The following is a 17,327-nucleotide window of genomic DNA, read 5'->3' on the forward strand; positions in this document are numbered from 1 at the left end:
CCTTACGCTTCGTGGAGTTTCATGAACCGCCGTATGCGGACCCGCACGTACGGTGGTGTGAGAGGACGGGGGCTAGGCGCCCCCTCCTACTCGATTACATCTGGCGCGGCTCAAGCGGGGTGGCCGCTTGACCATTTGCCGTGAAGGAGACAGTTGTCCATGCGCGTGCAGTACTTGTCGCCACATCAGTTGGAATCCTATCGACCATTTGTTGATACCTTAATCATAACGACCTATGCGCCATTTCCGCTCGATCCGGCTGTCCCTTGTGCTGCCAGCATGTGGATCGCCGACACATTGGCCCAACGCGTTCAAGACAATTTTGTCGGGCGGGCCAGCACGCTGCCGCTCGGGGTCAACCTTCAGGATATTTCCCCAGGCGCCCTGTCCGCGTGGCAGGGAATGTGGATTCATCCAGTCCGCGGCGCGCTGTGCATCGTCGACAGAACGCTCCTTCGTCCGTCGGTCGTGCACAGGGGGAAATTCCCCGTGGTGTACGCGGATTGGTGGCAGTGGCTTCGCAGCGCGGTGCCGACGCAGCGCTGGTCTGACGCATGGCTGTATCTGTGCATGGCGATCCAACCGTACAGACAGAGCGAGGAGAGACAGTACGCCGGACTGCCGCAGGAACGCTGCGAAGGCATGGCGAAGGAAGGAGGGAGGTTGTTATCGGCGATGGAAGATTGGTTGGTTCATCAGATATCCGTGCTCTGGCACACGATGGAACAGTCCGGAGAAAACGCGACGGAGTCATACCGAACATACTGAATTTTCGATTTAAATTGCTTGACACAAAAATCCACCGGGGGCTAAGATGATCTATGTGCAGCAGTGTTCGGCGGATTGGCAGAGAATGAAGAGAAACGCAACACCCCCGCCACGCATGGTTCGTTCTTACGAGAACCCTTGTGTAGGAAGCGCATTCATGGCGGTGTCGCGTACATCGAACTTTAGATTGGGGTTCAAGGCATCGCTGCACACGACGCTATCCGTACGGGGCAGGTGATGGGGACCGTGTTGAAGAAGGCGTATGACTGGATTGACGAGCGGCTGAACGTGACGCCACTGTGGAGAGATATGGCGGACCACGAGGTGCCCGCCCACGTCAATCCGGCCATCAAAATGTCGGCGTTTGTATACTGCTTTGGCGGATTGACCTTCCTCGTCATCACCACGCAAATTCTGTCAGGTATGTTCCTCGCCATGTACTACACCCCGGACATCACCAATGCGTGGTTCAGCGTCCGCTACATCACGGACGAAGTGCTGCTCGGCAATGTGGTTCGCGGCATGCATTTCTGGGGTGCGAGTCTCGTCATCGTGATGATGTTCCTGCACATGTTGCGCGTCTTTTTCACCGGTGCGTACAAGGCGCCGCGAGAGTTGAATTGGGTGGTCGGTGTACTCATTTTTTTCGTGGTGCTGGCGTTCGGCTTCACGGGTTATTTGCTTCCCTGGGATCAGAAAGCGTACTGGGCGACAGCGGTGGGCAGCCAAATTGCGGGATCTATTCCCTGGATTGGCCCCTATATTCAGACGCTGCTGGTGGGCAGCCATACGGTGGGTGCGTTGACGCTCACGCGCTTTTTCGCCATCCATGTGTTCTTCTTGCCCGCCGCACTGCTCGTGCTGCTGGCGCTGCATTTTATCATGATTCGAGCGCAGCACATCGCCGGACCGCTGTGATCATGGACAGTAGAGACGGCTGGATGACGTGGAAAAGGAGGGTGTGTCATGGCGGGCGGAGAACGAATTCCCGGTACACCCCGGTACCGTCATCATCTGGAGACGAACCCCGGAACCGAACCATTCTTTCCGAATTTTTTGTTGAAGGAATGGATAGTCGGCTCGGTGTTTTTGCTGGCATTCATGCTGTGGGTGGTCTTCAATCCCGTGGATCTGGGTGACCGGGCGAACCCCGACGACACCAGTTTCATTCCGGTTCCCGACTGGTATTTTCTGTTCCTCTATCAAATTCTGAAGTACTACCCGGGCTCTGATATTGTGGTCGGCACTGTGTTGGTGCCCATGGTTGCATCACTCCTGCTCGTCTTCGCCCCCTGGCTGGACACGTCCAAAGCGCGCCACCCGTTCCAGCGGCCGTTGGCGACCAGCGCGATGATGCTCACCACACTGCTGACGATTTGGTTGACCAATGAAGCGGCAGTTCAACACAAAGCCGAGTTGGATGCGGCCAGCGGCAAGGCTTCTGCGGGTTTGCCGGTGCTGCCGAAGATTCCGGCGTCCCAGATTCACCTGGTCAATACCAACATGCCCGGCTATAAGCTGTTTGAACAGACGTGCGCCAACTGTCACGGTAAGTCCGGAGAAGGCGGACTCGGGCCGCCGATTTACGCCATCGGGAAGTATTGGAATGCCAGTCAACTGAAGTCGTTCGTCAACAATCCGTCTGGCATGATGCCAAAAAACGGAACGTTGAGCAGTGATACGGAGGTTCAACAGGTGGTGGATTGGTTATCTCAACAGAAAGGTTGACGCCCGGCCACCGATTGCGAGCAATCGGTGGCCCGGTTATGGGGAGGGATAGGTGAACCCTTCTCCGAGGACCTCGTGCACGTCGTTGACGACGACGAATGCGCGCGGATCGATGTCGTGAACAATTTGTTGAATTCGTCCGACTTCCTCTCGCGCCACCACACAGTAGATGACGCGTTTTTCGGCACCGGTGTAGCCGCCGCTGGCGTCCAACAGGGTGGTTCCGCGCTCCAATTTGGCGTGAATCGCTTCCACAATCTCCGAGTGTTTGTCCGATATGATGTGAACGGCTTTTCCCGCTTTGACGCCTTCAATCACGAAGTCAATCACTCGACTGGAAACAAACAATGCGACCAGGGAGTACATGGCCACCTCACGGCCGATGATGAAGGCGACCATGCCAATCACCAGCACATCGATGGCAAACAGCGTCTTGCCCATGGAGTAGCCGTACCAGTGCCGAACGAAGCGGGCGATGATGTCCGCGCCTCCCGTGGTGGCTCCGGCCCGAAAGATGAGGCCGAGCCCCAGTCCGGTGACCACCCCTGCGTAGAGTGCCCCAAGCAGGTGATCCGGCGTTGGCAATTGCAAGTTTGCCGTGAGGCTGCTGAACAGGGAGACGGCCACCACCCCCACGGTGGTCCGGAGGATGAAATCGTGGCCAAATTTCTTCCACGCCGGGATGAGAAGCGGAATGTTCAGAAGGAAGAAGGTCAGTCCGAGCGGCCAGTGAAGCTTGTACAGAAGCAGGACGGAAATGCCCACAAATCCGCCCTCCGCCAGGTGGTTGGCGACAAGAAACGCGTTAAGCCCGACGGAATAAATCAGTCCACCCAAACCAATCAAGAACCATTTGGACCAGCTGCGCAGCATCAGGCTTCCTCCAACAAGCTCAGAGTACGGTTCGCGGCTTCATTATACGGAAGCCCTACGCGGTAGGCAACTTTTCCCTGGGCCACAGCAGAACGAGCACCAGGAACACGCTGATCCAGCCAAACACCCCGTACACGTGGGTCACGAGCCGGGTGAAACCCACCTGGCTGCCGAGATAGGCCAGCAGCAACAGGATGGCTGTGGTGCCCGCGAGCCGGCGACCGGTTCCCTGGGAGAACTGGGCCGCCACGCTGTACACGTTGCCGACCAGCGTCGAGTAGATTTCCCCCCAGAGCACCAACAAAAACAGCCACTGCCAAATGGAACCGATTTGGCCCGCCACGCGGGCCATCGGGATATCGAGCTGCATGACGTCGGGATAATTCGCGAACAGAGCGCCCGTGACCGCAAACAACATCACTCCAAGTCCCGTGGCACCAAGGGCGGCTCCGGTTCGCAGTGTGCGCAGAGACGGAACATTGGCCCCCAACGGAATCAGAACGCCGGTGGCGAGACCGATGTTAAACGCCACGTACAGGATGGCGGATACGACGCTGAGCAGGGGAGGCCGCTGACTCAACTGGGCGCCCGTGGCCCAGATGAAGCCGGGAGTTGTATGGTGCAGCACATGCAGTCCAGCGAACAGCACGAATCCAATCATGGCCGGCACAATCACGGTGTTGGCAGCGACAATGCCACGCATGCCGCGCACGATGGTGAAATAGGTGACGACCATTGTCAGCAGAGCCCCCCACTGAAAGGAGATGTGCAAGCTCTGTTGAAAGAGCGCACCGGCTCCAGCAATCATAGCCACCGTGACCCCGAATAACATGATGGACAGAACCACGTCCAGCACCGTACCGACGGTTTCGCCGAACAGATGACGGTTCAATTCCCGATAGGAACGGGCGCGCAGCACGTGTCCCAGGTACATGACCCGGTATCCCAGCCACGCAAACAATACTGCGGCCAGAGCAATGGCGAACACCCCCGCCGTGCCGAACCGTCCAAAAAACCGAAAAATCTCCTGTCCTGACGCAAATCCGGCACCGACCACCGTCCCGATGTACGTACATCCCACCTGGAACGCCAACCACGCGCTTCTGATCCGTTGTCCCATCCTCGTGCATCCCCCTCACTTCACCATATGGTCCTGTCCACCGGTTGATGAATTTCGCCGGCCATCGCATGCCCCGGGGCGTTCGCAAATATAGATGAAGCGTACGGGACAAGCGTCCGTGCATCACAATGCGAGAGGAGGAGGACAATGACCGTATGGCAAGCGGCAATTCTCGGACTGGTGCAGGGGGTGACGGAATTCTTACCCATCAGCAGTTCCGGCCACCTCGTGCTGCTGCAGCAGCTGTGGCACATGTCGAACTCTGGGTTGCTGTTCATCACCTGTCTGCACCTGGGAACGCTGGTTGCGGTGGTGTGGGCATTTCGGAATGAAGTGCGCTGGTTGGTGACCCACCCCAATGACCGAATGGTGCGCATGCTAGTCCTGGCACTGGTGCCAACCGCCTTGATTGGCGCAGTATTCGAAGAACTGTTCGAGGATCTGTTCTCAAGCGGCGTAACCGTTGGCTTTGAATTCATCATGACCGGCGTCGTCCTGTGGTGGATGGACACCGCCCCGTCCGGACGCAAATCCGACGCAGAGGTGACGGCTGCGGACGCCCTATGGATTGGCGCGTTGCAGGGGGCCGCCATTCTGCCCGCCCTCTCCAGGTCCGGCCTGACCATCGCGGCTGGGCTCTGGCGCGGTTTGGATAGGGAGGCCGCAGCGCGATTCTCATTCCTCCTGTCCATTCCGGCGATTCTCGGCGCCACGGTGGTGGAGATGGACGATCTGTTTGAAGATCCGAGTCTGTGGGCCGCCACGCCGTGGTCCGCCGTGGCCCTTGGAACCCTGGCTGCCGCCGTCGCTGGTTACGCGGCGGTGAAAGGGACCATGTGGCTGCTCCGCACATCGCGTATGCGCATGTTTGCCGTCTACGTCTGGGCCGTGGCCCTGTTCGTGCTGGCGGATCAAACCCTCGTACATCGGTGGTTTCCGCCACTGTGGTAAGCCCCGCGCGCAGGGGATTCCCTTCATCGTTCGCATACATGGTCGCACATGGTGCCGAAGCGGTTCCGCTGGGAACACCTTCGGCACCCGTGCGTAGGGGCAGAGGCTTTCGGGGGTGCGGTCGGTACCCGGATGGGCGATGGACGCTGGAACGTGGTGCGTGCGCGTCCGAATCTTCCTCCGTGCACACGAATTTTCGTGATAAATACGTGATAAATAAAGGGAAAGCGGGTTGGCATCGGCCAATCCGCTGTTGTTCAAAGGTTTCGGTTGTGCAACGGATACGCGAGGGACGTCTCTAGGACCGGAGCTTGGCTCTCCAGGCAATCACCCGCACCCGGCGCACCAGGTGCACCGCGACGGACACCAGGAGGAGACCCGCAGTTAGCCAGACAAAAGAGGTCAATCCCGCTCCAACAACACGCCACCAGGGCGCCCCGGCGGCCGCCGCCTGTGTCGATGCGAACACGGGCAACGAGGCCGAGACAGCATGCAGCGCCGTTTTCCCCAATCCAAGCGCCCACAGCGCGTACGTGAAGACGACAGCCAGCACGGCGTGTAAGAACCTCGCCAAGAAATACGGACTCATCCGGATGTCGGTGCTGGTGATGACACTCGCCACCTGTGCGTGCACGGCGAGACCGCTCCAACCGATGATGCCGCCGACAATCGCCACGCGCTGGATCAACGGAGCTGCCTGTTGAGCCGCCGTTTGGGCGCTCCCGATATCAATCTCGAGCAAACCGGCGAGGGTCGGATTGATGAGACTGCTGTGCACGCCCAACAGATGGTACAGGAATGCGATGGGCATTCCAATCACCGTCAGCACGCCGGAGAGGTGCATGACCTCAATCATCACAGCGAAGAATACGATGAATCCACAAATCATCAGAATGGTCATCATGGATTCAGTCACGGAGTCGCGCAGCAACTTGCCGAAGGGCCGGCCATCCTCCTGGCGCGCCACGAACACTTCGCGAAACGCTCGGACGAAAATGTTGGTGTTCGCGTGCTGGCCGCTGGTCGGAGTCGGTTCACTGCCGCGTCCCCACAGCTTGAAACTCACACCTACCAAAAACGCAGCGATGTAGTGGGCGAGGGCAATCAGCGCGCCGAGCTCCGGTGACTTGAACATGCCAACGGCAACCGCTGTGATCATGAACAGCGGATCCGCCGTGTTCGTGAACGCGAGCAGTCGTTCTCCTTCAATTCGCGTGCACATGCCGGTTTCCCGAAACCGGGAGGTGATGACGGCGTCCATCGGATAGCCGGCCGCCAACCCCATCGACAACGCGAACGCCCCGGCCCCAGGCACGCTGAACAGGGGGCGCATCAACGGCTCAAGCAGGACGCCGAGGCCGCGAACCATTCCCAGTCCCAGCAGCAGTTCGGCCAGAATGAAAAAGGGCAGCAGGGAAGGGAAAACGATGTCCCAAAACATCTTGAGCCCGGCAATCCCAGCGTCAAACCCCTGCTTTGGGTAGACGACCAGAGCGACAGTGAAGACAATCACGGCGATTCCTAGCAGATACGTGGTCCACTGGCCCTTTCGCTGTTGACTCACTCTATCTCATCTCCTTTTGTCGCAGCCGGGCCTCGCACCTGTCCCGGTCAATCAGTACATCATATTGTGGTCGGAAAGGGTTTATGTACAAGGCCCCGGGCGCTTGTTGACCATGACGGCGAAGGCTTCTTGGGCGGAAGGATGTGCCGGTTGCAGGGTTCCGGTATAATAAGGTACAGATGCCGAATGAGTGAGGTTTCGACATGACCCTATCTTTGCAGGACATGCAGCGTCGAGTGGACGCGTATATTGGTCAATTCCAGGAAGGATATTTTCAACCCATGACCCTGGTTGTTCGGTTGGTTGAAGAGCTCGGGGAACTGGCCCGCGAAGTCAACCACGAGTACGGGGAGAAACCGAAAAAGCCCACCGAGCTGCCGGGCAGCATCGCGTTGGAATTGGGAGATCTTTTGTTTGTCATTACGTGCCTCGCCAACCGCCTCAACATTGATCTCGAAGCGGCGTTCAACCAGGTGATGCACAAGTTTGAAACGCGCGATAAAGACCGCTGGACGCGGATATCGAAGGAAGAATGATCTTTCTTGGGCCCGGGTACAAACTGTCTTCGCATCGTCCACATAGGATGGACGTGAGGTGAGACCAATGCCCGACAGCCCATGGTTTCAAACGGCTTGCGCCTATTTGTTTATCCGGGACTTTGACCGCGCATTGAACGCGTTTCGACGCGCCATGGAAGAACACCCGGATGACCCGGACTGTTATTTCCACGCGTCCATCACCGCACTCCGGAGCGGCCGCTTGGACGACGCGGAGCGGTGGGCCGCTGAAGCCCGCCGTTTGTCTCCGCAGGATTCGCTGTATGAGGCGCATTGGCAGCGGGTGCAGGCGGATCGATTGGTGGAACACAGTCTGCGGGCGTGGAGAAACGGTCTGACGGAGGATGCGCTGCGCTTGGTTCAAAAAGCGCTCGAGCTCAATCCGCTCAATGACCAGGCGCGGATTCTGGAAGCGGAATGGATGTCACCGAGCCCTGGCGCCATGCGGCGCGCGGGAGGTGATTTGGACATGAATCTGAGCACATGGAGAGATGACGATGCCTGAACGTGAGGCACCCATACGAATTGCGGTGGCTGGCGCCAACGGAAAAATGGGGCGGGAAGCGATGGCGGCCCTCTTGGCCCAGCCGAGGTTTGAGATTGTCGCCACATTGGTAAGAACGCCGGCGGCGTTGTCGGACAAGCCCTGGACCGAATACGCGGACGCGGAACAACTTCTCGTACAGAAGCATCCGGATGTATGGCTGGATTTCACGGACGCGGACAGTGTGGTGGGGCACATCGATCAGTGCGTGGCGTTCGGCGTGCGGCCCGTCGTCGGAGCGACAGGATACACGACGGAGGACATCCTGCGCTGGGACGAGCGTTTGCGCGCGAGCGATCTGGGGGGCATTGCGGCGCCCAACTTCGCCATCGGCGCGCTGCTGATGATGCGGTTCGCCAGTGAAGCTGCGCGTTTCTACGAGCGCGCGGAGATTGTCGAGTATCACCACGATGGCAAGAAGGATGCTCCATCCGGCACCGCGCGGCGCACGGCGGAACAAATGGCGGCCCAGCGGACCGAGAGCGCGACGAACGAGCGCCTTGCCTTCGACGGGGTGTACGAACGCAGAGTCGCTGCCGTGGAACAGCCCGCACGGGGGCTGTTTGTGAAGGACATTCCCATCCACAGTGTCCGCCTGCCGGGCTTGGTGGCCCATCAGGAAGTCATTTTCGGCGGAACGGGGGAGGTTCTGACCATTCGCCACGACTCGCTGTCCCGCAGCAGTTTTATGCCGGGCGTTGTCCTGGCCTGCACACGGGTGATGGAATTGCGCGGAATGACGTACGGTTTGGAGCATCTACTCTGGTAGGACGGGGAGGAGTGCGCATGAACATTGCGCTGATTGCACACGACCAAAAGAAGGACGACATTGTCAACTTCGCCATTGCGTACCGGCATCTCTTCGCCAAGGCTAATCTGTATGCCACAGGAACCACGGGGATGCGCATCGCGGAAGCCACCGGGCTGAACCTGCGTCGCGTGCAGTCGGGGCCCCTCGGCGGTGACCAGCAGATTGGGGCGAAGATTGCGGAGGATCAAATGGATCTTGTGATTTTCCTGCGCGATCCGCTCACAGCCCAACCGCACGAACCGGACATCACCGCACTGCTGCGATTGTGCGACGTGCACAACATTCCGGTCGCGACCAACCTGGCGACAGCGGAAGCCTTGCTGCGGGCGCTGGAACGCGGCGACCTGAACTGGCGCAACGCCGTCCGGGATCCCGCCGGTGATTGAGGCCAGTCAGGCGTCCCAGAGGGCGCTTGCGACGTGGAGGTGTGAACGTGCGGATTGGAATCAGCTGTTATCCGACCATTGGCGGATCGGGCGCGGTGGCAACGGAACTGGGCAAAGCACTGGCGAAAAAGGGGCATCAGGTGCATTTCATCGTCACCGATGTGCCGTTTCGCTTGGGAGAATTTCACCAAAACATCTACATACATGAACTCGACACCATGTCGTATCCCGTCCTGCGAACCCCGCCCTACGATTTATCGTTGGCCGCGCTGATGGCCGATATCGTGAAAACATACCAATTGGATGTGCTGCATGTGCACTACGCGCTGCCGTTTGCGGTATGCGCGTTTTTGGCGCGTTCCATTGTGAAAGGTCATCGATTTGGCGTGGTCACCACGCTCCACGGGACCGACGTGACGGTGCTGTCCCAAGACAAAGCGCTGTACGAAGTGATTCGGCTCGGCATTGAACAGAGCGACGTCGTGACGGCGGTGAGCCAGCATCTGGCCATGCAAACGAAAGCGTTGTTCCGCTTGGACAAAGAAATTCGGTGCGTGTACAACTTTGTCGATCCGGATGTCTTTCATCCACAGCGAGATGCGTCCATGCGGAACTGCTTCGGCGCACAGGGGGGCAAAAAGCTTCTCCTGCACATCTCGAATTTCCGACGGGTGAAACGGATTGACGATGTGATCCGCGTGTTTGCCGGCGTCCGAGAACGGATGCCTGCGAGGCTGCTGCTGGTCGGGGAGGGGCCCGAGTTGCCCACTGCCCGCGAGCTGGTTCACTCTCTGCGGCTGGCCGAAGACGTGGTGTTTCTCGGCAAGCAGGATCAGGTGGCGCCCATTTGTGCAGCGGCCGACCTGTTGCTCCTGCCCTCGGAAAAAGAGAGTTTCGGCCTGGTGGCATTGGAAGCCATGGCCTGCGGCGTCCCCGTGGTGGGAACCAGCGCCGGAGGGATTCCCGAGGTGGTCCGCCATGGAGAAACCGGCTACCTGGCCAATGTGGGCGATGTTCCAACGATGATTGATTACGCGGTGCGCCTCCTGCAGGATGCGGATCTGTACCGGCGTTTTGCCGATGCATCTGTTCGCCGCGCCAGGACCGAGTTCCATCTGGATGGACAGGTGGCTGAATACGAGGCCATTTATGCGTCGTTGTGTGGAGGCCGTGCGTAATGCGTTACCCGTGGCCGCCTGAGGTTCTGTCTGTGCTCCAGCGCCTCGAGTCCGCCGGATACGAGGCTTATCTGGTGGGAGGATGCGTCCGCGATGCCCTGCTGGGCCGCGCTGTCCACGATTTCGACGTGGCCACCAACGCGCACCCGGACGCGGTGTTGGCCGCGTTTCCCCGCGTTGTTCCAACCGGGTTGCGGCATGGCACGCTGACCGTCTGGGCGGGCGAAATGCCCGTGGAAGTGACGACCTATCGCAGCGAGTCCACCTACACGGATGGGCGGCACCCGGATGCCGTGGCGTTTGTGGATTCGTTGCCGATGGACCTGGCCCGGCGGGATTTCACCATTAACGCCATGGCCATGGATCTGCGCGGCTGCGTGGTCGACTGCCACGGCGGCCGACGCGATTTGGAGCGACGCCTCATTCGGGCGGTGGGGGAGCCGAAACGGCGTTTTGCCGAAGACGGACTGCGCATTCTGCGCGCACTTCGATTCGCCGCGCAGTTGACGTTCGCCATTGAACCGCGCACCTGGGAGGGCATGCAGGCGGAAGCCGGACGCTTGGTTCACGTATCCGCAGAACGACTGGGCGTTGAATTTTCCAAAATGGCCGCGGCCAATTGGGCCGCAATCTGCGATGCCCTCGCGGAAAGTCGAATCTGGGATTACCTTCCGCGTCCCGTGCAAAGACTGCGCCAGAGTTGGCCGTCGCTCCGGCGGACGGCGGCAGCGTTGGTTCAGTGCTATCCGCAGGAAGTGCCGGAAGCGGACAGAGCCAGCGAGATGATGGCGCTCTGGTGCCTGTGCGCCGGATGTGACGAAGCTGCGGCGCGGCATGTGTGCCGCGCGATTCGCTGGTCGAATGCCCGAATGCGGTTGGCGGTGGACTTTCTGCGGCTGTTGCGGTCGGACGTCCGGCAGTGGGATCTCTTGACCTGGCGCGAACAGCTGCTGCAGCACGGCGCCCATCGGGTGCTGCGCGCCTGCCTGCTGCAGGACGTGCTGAAGGACGACGAGCAACCGGGCACAGCGCGGTCAGACGTGTGTCGGCAGTACATCGCCAGTCAACCCATCTGGTCAGCTCGGGAGCTACAGTGTTCAGGCCACGACCTGTTGGCCCTCGGCGTTCGCGGGCAGCGACTCGGCGAGATCAAAACTGCATTGCTGCGCCAGGTATTGATGGGTCGTTTGGCAAACCGGCGAGATGTGCTGCGAGAAGCAGCGAAGAAATTGACGGAAGGGAGGCGCGAGGATGGGGACGGACAACATCCGCATGACCGAGACGGGTGATGTGCGCCAGCAGATTCTCGAAGTGCTTTTAAAGGAAAGGGACGCGTTCATCTCCGGCAATGAACTCAGTCAGCGCACGGGCGTGTCGCGGACCGCCGTATGGAAACACATCAAAGCGTTGGAGACCGCGGGGTTTCGGTTCGCCTCGTCGACGCGGGTGGGTTATCGACTGACGGAAGTCCCGGATCTCTTGTTTCCAGCTTTGGTGGCGGAACGGGTTCCCGCCGGGCAGCATATCGGCCGAAAGGTGGTCTGGTACTCGGAGGTGGACTCCACCAACCGCGTCGCTGCCGATTGGGTTCAGGAGAACGCACCCCACGGAACGGTCGTGACCGCCGAGACACAGACGGGGGGAAAAGGACGCCGTGGTCGCGGCTGGTTTTCTCCGGCGGGCGGACTTTGGCTCAGTGTCATTTTTCGGGCGCCAATTCCCGTGCGCGTGGCCGCTGATCTCACACTGCTGACTTCTGTCGCGGTGCGGCGGGCCATTGTTCAGGAGACAGGGCTCCCCGTGCAGATTAAGTGGCCCAATGATCTGCTGCTGCACGGCAAGAAAATTTGCGGCATCCTTGCGGAAATCCGAGCGGATGGAGAAACCCTGCAACACGCGGTGATTGGCGTCGGATTGAACAGCAACATTCCCGCCGCAGCGTTTCCCCATGCGCTGACGGACTATGCGACATCGTTGGCCGCGTACAGCGACCAACCTATTTCCAATCTACAATTGGCCGGCCGCCTATTCTCGGAATTGGAACAATTGTTCCAAGGACTCATTCTGCATGGACAGGGGTTTGGCCACGTACTGGACGAGTGGCGTGCCGCGAGCGCCACGCTGGGACGCCGGGTGCGCGTACAGACCCCTCAGGGTTTGGTGGAAGGCGTGGCAACCGACATCAACGCCGGCGGGATCCTCTACGTGCGGCAGGACAATGGCCTCGTGGTGCCGATTCACAGCGGGGACGTGCTGTTCTAGTTCGTCCGACGCTCACCTGTATAATCCTGCACTGGAACACCGCATGCTAGAACAGAGGAGGGGGATGCGGTGTTCGAACAAGGCTTTGCCACACTCTTTCGAGCGGTGGACAGGATTCAGGCGCAGATGGAGACGGCCGATCCCGGTCTGCGCCGGTACCTGCTGGAAGAACTCCTCTGTATACAGCAACTCGGCGAGCGCTGTATCGACGGTTGGATGACGCTCGATGAAAAGATCGCGGAACTCGTCGAAATGTACGGATCGGACGTCCCGAAGGCGGAGGAGAGCGAATGGTCCGCTGATTTCAAGCCGCTGGAGGCCCACCAATCCACCTCGCCGAGTCGAACCGACGCCACGCTGAGCGCAGCGCCGAACGCCGAAAAGGATGATTGGATGGAGGCGGCGTTCGACCTTTCCAACCCCGTCACGCTCGCGTTTCGCAAAGGTCTTGCGTATTACGATCTGTATATGTACAGCAATGCGGCGGATTCGCTCGAACAAGCCGTCGCCCGCGAGGACAACCCGTTGGTCCGCCTGTATCTCGCGGCCAGCTATACCGCAGCGGAACGGTATCCAGAGGCCCTTGAACAAATTGAACGCGTTCGGAACCGGACGGCCGAACCACTGTTTCTGGCAGGCGCCGACGAATTGGAGGCGTTGGCCTGGTTGAAGCTTGGAGACCCGGCGCGTGCTGTGGCGTGCTTGCGCCGCGTGGCGGATTGCCTGCCGAAGTACCCAGACGTTTGGTTCAACCTCGGTGTGGCACACATTCTCCATCAGAAGCTGGACGAGGCGCTGGACGCGCTAAACCGCGCGGTTCAGATGAATCCGAACGACATCGAGAGTCTCCGGTTGCTCGGATACGTGCATCTGCGGCGAGAAGATCACGAAGCGGCGCTGTTCGTCTGTCAGCAAGCGTTGGAAGGCCAACCGCTCAATCCGTCGCTGCTTGAGTTGTTGGCCGTCATTCAACGGGCGGCGGGACAGTGGTCAGCCTGCATTCGAACTTGCCGGAAGCTTTTGGATGTGAATCCCACGTCCGGGCCGGCACATACCTTGTTGGCGTGGGTATACATGCGTATGGGCGATCTCCCGCGTGCGGCCACCGTTCTCAAGCGGCGAATCACCCTTGGCAAGGATTGCCCGGATGCGCTGCTTCAATTGGGTCTGGTGCATCTGATGCAAGGGGACGTGGAGCGCGCGGAAGCGGAGTTGGCGCGGAGTTTGGCGCATGTGCACCACAGGTCGTTGGCCTGGATGGGCCTGGGCCGCTGCAGCGCGCTTCAGGGGCGGATGAACCAAGCGCGAACCCGTTATCTCCGGGCGATGCGCGAAACACGAAAGCCGCTGCGACGTCTGGCCATGTACAGTTACGCCCGGCTCTTGATGGAATTGGGCCAGTATGAACAGGCGGAATCGTACCTGAAGGGGGCGGCGCTGCTCGGCCGCCCAAACGCGGCCGTCTATCTGAGTCTGGCCGAGTGCGCCCGAGTTCTGGGTCGGGTGTCCGAGGCGGAACGATTACATCAAAAGGCGCTGAACTTTGGAGCGGATCCCAAGCGGGTTCCATCCGCCCAAGGCAGCGAATCTTCCTGAACCCAATCAGCCCACGTCGGAAATCAATTTGCTACAATGGTTGCATGCATTTCTGACGAAGGGGCCGCACGGATTGAAACTGACCATCCTGTTTATCCATACATCGGAACACGACCGCGAAACGCTCGAAAGCCATCCCAGCGTCCACGCGCCGAATGGGGCTCCGACGGTGTCCGCAGCGACGTGGGAGGACGGACAGTGGACGGCCGCGATGGATGGGCTTGGCGACACATCCGAAGGTGGTTCACCAGACGATGTCCACGCTTGGTTGCCGAAACTGCTCTCTCATCTGGATCACAGTTGGATTGTGGGCGTTCCACGGGATGTCGCCCGCACGTGGTTGAATGAGGTGTGCGACGCGGAGGGCTATCTCTATCCTGACGACAGCCACTGGCTCGACCTCCGGCAGCTGGAGCAAATCCTGTTTCCCACCGTCCACGATTCGCATCCCGGTTCATCGCTCACCGACGCTGTGTCTGGGATATCTGGCGACGCCAATGGTGCGCTCGCCGCGTGGCAGGAACGGGTGGATATGCTGTGGCGTAAGTCGGTGGCGCTCCCGTCGCTCACGCTTCAGCACCTGGCCCACCTTGGCGGCCTGTTGTCTCCGGCCATGGGAGCCTGGTTCGGCGCTGCTGCGGAGTGGCGATTGGCCGAGATGGGTACCCAGCTGCCGCCGCACCTCGAACACGCGCATGACATCATTTACACCCGTCCGAAACCGGAAGAAGCGTCCGGTCGTGACGGGAAGTCCGGAGACAACGTGCAAGCGGCGGACGCGGAGGACCTCTCCGTCGACGCGGATGGCGCCGACGACCTGACGACGGCATCCATGCGACTGTTGTCGGAGGACGGGCCGCTGACCCGCGTGCTCGACGGCTTTGAGGTTCGACCCGGGCAGGCACAGATGGTTCAGGCGGTGGCGGACGCCTTGGCGGATGCGCATCACCTGATGGTGGAAGCGGGCACCGGCACCGGCAAATCGCTGGGCTATCTCATCCCGTCGGCTTTATTTGCGCAGACTCATCAAACCCGCGTGGTGGTGTCCACGCACACCATTTCCCTGCAGGACCAGATTGCGTTGCGGGACTTTCCCACGCTGCGGTCGGTCCTCCAGACGCCCATTGAGTTGGCGGTGTTCAAAGGACGAACGCATTATGTCTGTCTGAGGAAATTGCGACAGGAAGCCCTGGCGGCCGACATGACCTGGCGAGCGGATGACGTGGAGGCCGCCATGCGCATGATGGTGTGGCTCACGGAAACGGGTGAGGGAAGCCGAGAGGAATTGAACCTCGAGGGGATTCGAAACGATCTGTGGCCGCGTGTGCAAAGCGAAACGGAAACGTGTATCAACAAGCGATGTCCGTTTTTCAGGCCCTGTTATTACTTTCGCGCGCGAAGTCGAGCTCACCAGGCGCAGTTGGTCGTCACCAACCACTCGCTGGTGCTGTCGGATTTAAAGGCGGAACATCGGGTGCTTCCCAAGTATGACCACCTCATTCTCGACGAAGCTCACCACCTGGAAGAACAGGCCACCAAACAGCTGGGTGAAGAGGTGCACCAACTGCAGTGTGCCCTGCACCTGCAGCGGTTGTATCGGGACAATGGACGGCACGGCCAGGTGGGCGAACTGTTGAGTAAACTGTCGGGCATCGATGTGGAGAGCCGACGCGCCCTGCCTGCGCTGGAACGGTTGGCCGACAGCCTGCCCGAGATTCGGAGGCTCATGGATTCCACCTTCATTGCGCTCGGTGAGTTGGTGCCGAACGGAGAATCAATGGTGCGCGTAACGGAAGAACTCATGGACGTCCCAGGCTGGCAGGCGTATGCCACGCTCTGTGAGGAATTGGCGCGGCAGATTCAGCAGCTCGATGTGGAATGCGCGAACCTCTCCGACATCGCAGGTCGGGAAACGGATACCGAGATGGCGGGGAGGTTGCTGGACACCGTCGGGTTGCTGCAGGACTTGCAGGCAAAGTTGACGGTGCTCTGCAGCGCCACGGCTCCATCCGAACATTGGGTGGTGTGGGTGGAGGTGCACCGCCTGAACGAGCGAACGTTCGTCAGCCTGCACCGGGCGCCCGTGAACGTGGCGCGCCTGCTGCAGGAGAGGTTGTTCGGGGAGAAGCGGAGCGTCGTGCTGACGTCAGCCACGCTGTCGGACGGCGGATCGTTTGATTTTACGAAACATCGGCTCGGGCTGACGCAGGCAGCACAAAGTGGACGCCTCGCGACCCTGACGGTGGCCTCTCCCTTTCGGTACCGGGATCAGGCCCTGCTCTGCGTGCCGACGGATGTTCCCGAACTGGCCAAATTGTCTCCGTCGGAAGCAGCGGTGTGGTTGAGTGAGTCCCTGTATCAGTACGCCGTGGTGAGCGAGGGGAGGATGCTGGTTCTATTTACCAGCCACGCGATGCTGCGCGCCACCGCGGAGACGATACGTGAACCCCTGTCCCGGCGCGGATTGCAGCTGTTTGCTCAGGGCGTGGACGGAAGCCGCAGCTTCGTGCTGGAGGCGTTCCGGAAATTCCCCAAATCGGTGTTGTTTGGGGCGCAATCGTTCTGGGAAGGGATTGATCTACCGGGAGACCAATTAACCACACTGGTCATTATTCGCCTGCCCTTCGCGCCGCCCACGCATCCGGTCACCGTGGCCCGCCACGAACGGCTGATGGCGGAAGGCCGCAGTCCATTCTTTTCCGACAGCCTGCCGGAAGCGATTGTTCGATTTCGACAAGGCTTCGGACGATTGATCCGAACGGTCCGCGACAAGGGCGTGGTGGTGGTGATGGACAAACGTATCGTCACCTCGCGCTACGGGCATCGGTTCCTACAGAGCGTTCCGGATGTTGGCCGCTGTATCGGCCCCGAACGACAGGTGGTGCAGCGGATGCGGACATTCTTACAAACGGAAGCCACAGTCACCTCCACGTGAATGGTGCGCGGTGGAGCAGTGGAGCCATGCGGATGCAACAACTTCCGGCATGGC

At 60.0% G+C, this 17,327-nt stretch carries 16 protein-coding genes; 13 read left to right on the forward strand and 3 right to left on the reverse strand.

Annotated elements, in window-relative coordinates; translation table 11 throughout:
• The first annotated feature begins 159 nt into the window (after positions 1-159).
• The 3 genes from G463_RS0107390 to G463_RS0107400 all read left to right on the forward strand — a co-directional run bounded on the left by G463_RS0107390 (position 160) and on the right by G463_RS0107400 (position 2,496).
• Entirely contained in the window at positions 160-768 is a 609-nt protein-coding gene (locus G463_RS0107390; protein ID WP_026974656.1) for a hypothetical protein, read from the forward strand.
• 246 nt (positions 769-1,014) lie between these two features.
• Positions 1,015-1,686, forward strand: a complete 672-nt coding sequence (gene qcrB / locus G463_RS0107395; protein WP_026974657.1) for a menaquinol-cytochrome c reductase cytochrome b subunit — start codon at positions 1,015-1,017, stop codon at positions 1,684-1,686.
• A gap of 48 nt (positions 1,687-1,734) precedes the next feature.
• Positions 1,735-2,496 (forward strand): menaquinol-cytochrome c reductase cytochrome b/c subunit, encoded by a 762-nt coding sequence (locus G463_RS0107400; protein WP_026974658.1) that lies wholly within the window; start codon positions 1,735-1,737, stop codon positions 2,494-2,496.
• A 36-nt stretch (positions 2,497-2,532) separates the two neighbouring features.
• Here the strand turns inward: G463_RS0107400 and G463_RS0107405 are convergent, their stop codons facing one another.
• Positions 2,533-3,369, reverse strand: a complete 837-nt coding sequence (locus tag G463_RS0107405) for a YitT family protein (RefSeq protein WP_035486194.1) — start codon at positions 3,367-3,369, stop codon at positions 2,533-2,535.
• A gap of 55 nt (positions 3,370-3,424) precedes the next feature.
• Positions 3,425-4,489 carry a YkvI family membrane protein gene (locus tag G463_RS0107410; RefSeq protein WP_051322055.1) on the reverse strand — a complete coding sequence of 355 codons (1,065 nt, stop codon included), beginning with the start codon at positions 4,487-4,489 and terminating at the stop codon, positions 3,425-3,427.
• A gap of 147 nt (positions 4,490-4,636) precedes the next feature.
• On the opposite strand from G463_RS0107410, the gene G463_RS0107415 reads away from it, so the two are divergent.
• Positions 4,637-5,440, forward strand: a complete 804-nt coding sequence (locus G463_RS0107415) for an undecaprenyl-diphosphate phosphatase (RefSeq protein WP_026974661.1) — start codon at positions 4,637-4,639, stop codon at positions 5,438-5,440.
• Positions 5,441-5,738: 298 nt separating this feature from the next.
• Here the strand turns inward: G463_RS0107415 and ylbJ are convergent, their stop codons facing one another.
• On the reverse strand, positions 5,739-7,004 hold the full coding sequence (gene ylbJ, locus G463_RS0107420) for a sporulation integral membrane protein YlbJ (RefSeq protein WP_026974662.1): 1,266 nt from the start codon (positions 7,002-7,004) through the stop codon (positions 5,739-5,741).
• 203 nt (positions 7,005-7,207) lie between these two features.
• Between ylbJ and G463_RS0107425 the strand changes: the two genes are divergently transcribed.
• From G463_RS0107425 to G463_RS19295, 9 genes are all read left to right on the forward strand, one after another.
• Positions 7,208-7,540, forward strand: coding sequence for a nucleotide pyrophosphohydrolase (locus G463_RS0107425; protein WP_026974663.1), 333 nt, complete (start codon positions 7,208-7,210; stop codon positions 7,538-7,540).
• Positions 7,541-7,607: 67 nt separating this feature from the next.
• A complete protein-coding gene (locus tag G463_RS0107430) occupies positions 7,608-8,066 on the forward strand; it encodes a tetratricopeptide repeat protein (RefSeq protein WP_026974664.1) in 459 nt (152 codons plus the stop codon).
• Positions 8,059-8,874 carry a 4-hydroxy-tetrahydrodipicolinate reductase gene (gene dapB, locus G463_RS0107435; protein ID WP_026974665.1) on the forward strand — a complete coding sequence of 272 codons (816 nt, stop codon included), beginning with the start codon at positions 8,059-8,061 and terminating at the stop codon, positions 8,872-8,874. Before G463_RS0107430 ends, dapB begins: the two co-directional genes overlap by 8 nt.
• 17 nt (positions 8,875-8,891) lie before the next feature.
• The gene (gene mgsA, locus G463_RS0107440; protein WP_026974666.1) at positions 8,892-9,302 is read left to right on the forward strand and encodes a methylglyoxal synthase; all 411 of its coding nucleotides are present in this window, start codon (positions 8,892-8,894) and stop codon (positions 9,300-9,302) included.
• Between the two features lie 47 nt (positions 9,303-9,349).
• Positions 9,350-10,480 carry an N-acetyl-alpha-D-glucosaminyl L-malate synthase BshA gene (bshA, locus tag G463_RS0107445; RefSeq protein WP_026974667.1) on the forward strand — a complete coding sequence of 377 codons (1,131 nt, stop codon included), beginning with the start codon at positions 9,350-9,352 and terminating at the stop codon, positions 10,478-10,480.
• Positions 10,480-11,769: a CCA tRNA nucleotidyltransferase gene (locus G463_RS19290; protein ID WP_051322056.1), complete on the forward strand. Its 1,290-nt coding sequence runs from the start codon at positions 10,480-10,482 to the stop codon at positions 11,767-11,769. Before bshA ends, G463_RS19290 begins: the two co-directional genes overlap by 1 nt.
• Positions 11,732-12,742, forward strand: a complete 1,011-nt coding sequence (locus tag G463_RS22800) for a biotin--[acetyl-CoA-carboxylase] ligase (protein WP_156900126.1) — start codon at positions 11,732-11,734, stop codon at positions 12,740-12,742. The genes G463_RS19290 and G463_RS22800 overlap by 38 nt, the downstream gene beginning before the upstream one ends.
• 69 nt (positions 12,743-12,811) lie before the next feature.
• Entirely contained in the window at positions 12,812-14,338 is a 1,527-nt protein-coding gene (locus G463_RS0107460) for a tetratricopeptide repeat protein (RefSeq protein WP_026974669.1), read from the forward strand.
• 73 nt (positions 14,339-14,411) lie between these two features.
• The gene (locus G463_RS19295; RefSeq protein ID WP_156900127.1) at positions 14,412-17,273 is read left to right on the forward strand and encodes an ATP-dependent DNA helicase; all 2,862 of its coding nucleotides are present in this window, start codon (positions 14,412-14,414) and stop codon (positions 17,271-17,273) included.
• Positions 17,274-17,327 lie beyond the last annotated feature (54 nt).

The sequence above is a fragment of the Alicyclobacillus contaminans DSM 17975 genome, assembly GCF_000429525.1.
Lineage (GTDB): Bacteria > Bacillota > Bacilli > Alicyclobacillales > Alicyclobacillaceae > Alicyclobacillus_A > Alicyclobacillus_A contaminans.